This window comes from Bacillus stratosphericus, assembly GCF_020524495.1.
Classification (GTDB): Bacteria; Bacillota; Bacilli; order Bacillales; family Bacillaceae; genus Bacillus; species Bacillus stratosphericus_B.
The window spans coordinates 1-1337 of sequence record NZ_JAIVLB010000056.1 but is presented as its reverse complement, the minus strand read 5'-3'; the positions used below and the strand labels follow the sequence as shown (position 1 = coordinate 1337).

Genomic DNA, 1337 nt, shown 5'->3' with positions numbered 1-1337 from the left:
GCCGACACTACAGGAAAAAAGTCATTTACATTCTCATTAGCACGCACGCAGGAAAATGCAACTGAATTTGAGTTGTTGGTTGTAGATAATATTCTGTACCTTGACGAAAAGAAATACAATCATCAAAAATACTACATTACAAATGTGAGTCTTCATCAAGAAAACGGAATGCTGACAAAAACAGTTACAGCTGCACATATTTATTCAGTCCTGTTAATTAATAATAGAATTGAAAAAGCAGTTTCTAAAAAACTAAGCATTAAAGAAGCACTTGATATTGCCCTTAAAGGAACAGATTTTAAGTACGTCATCCACGCAAAAGATGAAGAAATTCCTTCTGCAGAACAGGAAAACTTTGGTGAAAGAAATTCAACAGAGCTTATGGATGAAATCATTGAAGATTATGACCTAGAGTTAGACGTGGACAATTACAAAATTCATGTCTATAAAAAGATGGGACAAGAAATAGATTTTGTGCTTGATAGTCGTTATAACATGCCCGGTATCACAATCACTACGGATTCTCAGAATTGCACTACACGCGCATGGGGCTATGGTGCTCAAAAAGAAACAGAATCAAAAGATGACGAAAAACCAGCAACGAAAGAGGAAGGGGAAGAGCCTGTATATATATTTGATCCAGTTCTTTATATTCATCCCAATGAAGATAAATTTCTCATTGAAGGAAAGCCGCGCTGGGCAGAGCCGATTAAAGATGAGAGATACAAAAAATCAAGCAGTATCATTTCAGCATTAAAGAAGCATGTGAACCCTTATCCTGAAATGACGGTGGAAGTTGAGTTTCAAAAAATATACGAGCCTAAACTGCTTGAAATTGAGCAAGATTTTTGGTTAGGCGATACAATCCATGTCATTGCCGACACCGCAGACGGAATAACCTTTGAGGACGATTTGAGAGTCGTATCAATTCAGCATAATCCTCTCGATCCATATAGTAGCCCAACGATCACATTTGCGAACTTTCGCAAAGATATACAGCGAATAACGGTAGATCAAGCAAAGCAAGTGAAAAACTTGGAACGGTATATAAATGACATGCTCAAGACGCTTAGATAGGGTCTTTTTATTTTTGCCAAAAAAGGAGTGAGAACATGGTAAGGCTTAGAAAGGACTATGACACTAGACGAAACTCGAAATATGCAGAGCAGCTGCGTGAAGATATGCAGTCTGTTGAGAATGAACTTAATAAAAACGCTAGTGAAATACAGTCTCACAAAGACAGTAAAAAAGCTCATTTGTCTAGTCAGATTATGCACGGACTATTTACCGTTGCAAATAGAATTGACAACATGTGGGCTAGATTGACAAACCTTGTA

The 1337-nt window shown here is 37.3% G+C and carries 1 protein-coding gene and 1 pseudogene; both read left to right on the top strand.

Features of this window, described 5'->3' with window-relative positions:
• The coding region (locus tag LC033_RS15540; RefSeq protein WP_226569979.1) for a phage tail protein at positions 1-1077 on the top strand (1077 nt) is incomplete at its 5' end.
• Positions 1078-1112: 35 nt separating this feature from the next.
• Positions 1113-1337: pseudogene (locus tag LC033_RS15535) on the top strand (right-handed parallel beta-helix repeat-containing protein); the annotation flags it as partial.